General features: G+C 31.4%; 1 protein-coding gene and 1 pseudogene. Both read right to left on the bottom strand.

Annotated features, from left to right (window positions below):
• Window positions 1–277: 277 nt before the first annotated feature.
• Window positions 278–1,648: an 8-oxoguanine deaminase gene (locus L3B96_RS27045; protein WP_238949056.1), complete on the bottom strand. Its 1,371-nt coding sequence runs from the start codon at window positions 1,646–1,648 to the stop codon at window positions 278–280.
• 727 nt (window positions 1,649–2,375) lie between these two features.
• Window positions 2,376–2,609 (bottom strand): annotated as a pseudogene (locus tag L3B96_RS27040) (manganese catalase family protein); the annotation flags it as partial.
• Window positions 2,610–2,671 lie beyond the last annotated feature (62 nt).

Here is a 2,671-nt window from a genome sequence, read left to right as displayed (position 1 = left end):
GCCTGTGCTCCCTTCATTTGATAATTTATTATATCATTCTAATGAAGTTTACACAGACTATTTTACACTCTCAGCTAGTACTTGCCTATGGTGAATTTCAAAGGTCGCACTTCGCCTTCACATGAAAAACACGACCATTTGTATGTAGCTTAAATAGCTATTTACAGGTGGTCGTGGATTTTTCTTATAACTGGCGGCCTAATCCTATCCATTTTGCAAAAGATGAAACAATCTATAAATTAATCAATATAAGAATTTAAGCAAAAATCTTGAATAACTATCCTTTGTGTAATCTTTCATTTCTAACTATATTTTCAGCAATTTTATGAGCCGTCTTTCCAATTTTATCTGTGTTCATAGTAATAAGTTGTCCATCTTTTGATACTACCTTTCCGTTAACAATAGTCATTTTGGTAAAGCTTGAATTTCCAAGGCATACCAATGAAACAAGTGGATCATGGCATCCTGCATACTCAATCTTGTTAAGATCAAATAGTATTATATCAGCAGCCTTTCCAACATCAAGTCTCCCAGTATCAGGCCTTCCTAAAACATCTGCACCACCTTTGGTTGCAATCTTTAGTATTTCATATGCATTGAGTCCATCAGTTCCATACTTTAAATGATTTAGAAGGTACGCACGTCTAACTTCTTCCCACATGTTCGAACCATCGTTACTTGCACTTCCGTCAACTGCTATACTTATATGTCCACCTTTTTTAAAAATTTCAGAAGTTCTACAGATACCACTATTAAGTTTCATATTTGATGAAGGACAATGGGCAATACCAGTTCCATTCAATCTATCTATTTCTGAATCGCTAAAGTGTATTCCATGTGCATACCAAACATCAGGACCAACCCATTCAAGATCTTCCATAAGCTCAAAGGGTCTTCTTCCATATTTTTCGATACAAAATCTCTCTTCATCAATGGTTTCTGCAAGATGAGTATGAAGCATAACTCCTCTTTTTCTGGCTAAGTTCTTAGTTTCAAGCATTAATTCTTTGGTAACTGAAAATGGTGAACATGGTGCAAGAGCTATTCTTGTCATTGCAAAATCATTTGTATCATGGTATTTGCTTATAAGTCTATCGCTATCCTCTAATATTTTACTTTCAGCTTGAACAACTGACATTGGAGGAAGTCCACCATGATCTCTACCTAAAGACATAGAACCTCTTGTAGCAGTAAAGCGAATTCCAATTTCTTGTGCTGCTCTTATTTGTTCATCAATTAATGTGTCAGGTTGGTTCTTTGGAAATACGTAGTGATGGTCTGAAGTTAAGGTACATCCAGTTCTTAAAAGTTCACTAAATCCTACTAGACCTCCATAATATACAGCATCTGGAGTTATATTTTTCCAAAATTCATAAAGCCCAATAAGCCATGGGAAAAGTGGCTTTTCTTGAACTTCTTTTATTCCCCTAAATAGCGTTTGATATAAGTGGTGGTGGGTATTTACAAACCCTGGCAAAGCCACAAGTCCAGTACAATCAATAATTTCGGTTTCAGCAGGTACTTCAAGGCAAGTAGCTATTGAAGTAATTTTAGGTCCTTCAATTAATATGTCTACATTTTCAAATACTTCTTCTCTGTCATTGAATGTTATGGCATGTCTAATGTTCTTCAAAATTAATTTCTTCATCATAAAATCCTCCTTAAAATAAAAAACCACTTTGAAATGAGTAATTTCAAAGTGGTTAACTCTACACGTTTTTGCGCAAATATAAAATTATATTTTCCTTGATATTATAATGTCAATTGTTTTGATATTTGTATAGTTTTATTTATAGTTTTTATAATAAATTTCATCTTTCATATGAATATAGGAGGATTACTGTGGTTCAGTAGCTAAAAAGATAATTTGATTATATAAGATTATTCAGTTATGTGATGAAATTAACATCTATGATAATACTAATATATTTAAGTTAATTGTGTGTATAAGAAATGGTAGAGTAATTTGGAATGATGAAAAGTTACCGGATTGGATAAAAAAGATAATAGAACTACAATAGATAAATTGTATCGAAAATTTAGACTAATCATCTTAAATAAAAATTAGAATTTTAAAACAATAAAAGCCACTGATTTCAGTGGTTTTTATTGTTTTTGTTAATCTTTCAAAAATTTTAATTTCTATTGTTGAAGATGAAAAAGTAACTATTACAAATAGTAATAGTGGTGAAAACAAACTTTGTTTACATACAATAGAACCTAAGCAGGGATTTATTCATAAAGAATGCTTTAAGCAATTTATTAATATGTACCTTTACTAGGAAAGTATATACGTATAATAAAACTGTCTCAAAACTGTATTTTGAGGCAGTTTTATTTATATATATAAGCCTATATATATAAATTATGCTATCTTATTTTTTTAAGCACATTGCATCTTGAACGTGTTCTAAGCATTCACCAAATCTTTGATAGTGAACAACTTCTCTTTCTCTTAAGAATGTTAATATTTCTTTAATTTGTGGTTCATCAGTTAAGTGTATTAAATTTTCATAAGTTGCTCGTGCTTTTTGTTCAGCAGCTAAATCTTCATGTAAATCAGCAATTACATCACCTTTGGCTTGTATATAAGTTGCAGTCCATGGATTCGCTTGAACTATCTAACTGCATGTTATCCAAGCCAAAAAACTTCACATCAAAAATTTTGTTT

The organism is Clostridium sp. YIM B02569, from assembly GCF_022320765.1.
GTDB classification, from domain to species: Bacteria; Bacillota; Clostridia; order Clostridiales; family Clostridiaceae; genus Clostridium; species Clostridium beijerinckii.
The sequence above is the reverse complement of the archived record's forward strand: the minus strand, read 5'-3'. Positions and strand labels throughout refer to the sequence as shown.

Coding starts and splice junctions, on each gene's coding strand:
- L3B96_RS27045 (WP_238949056.1), bottom strand. CDS start 1,648: ATGAAGAAATTAATTTTGAAGAACATTAGACATGCCATAACATTCAAT.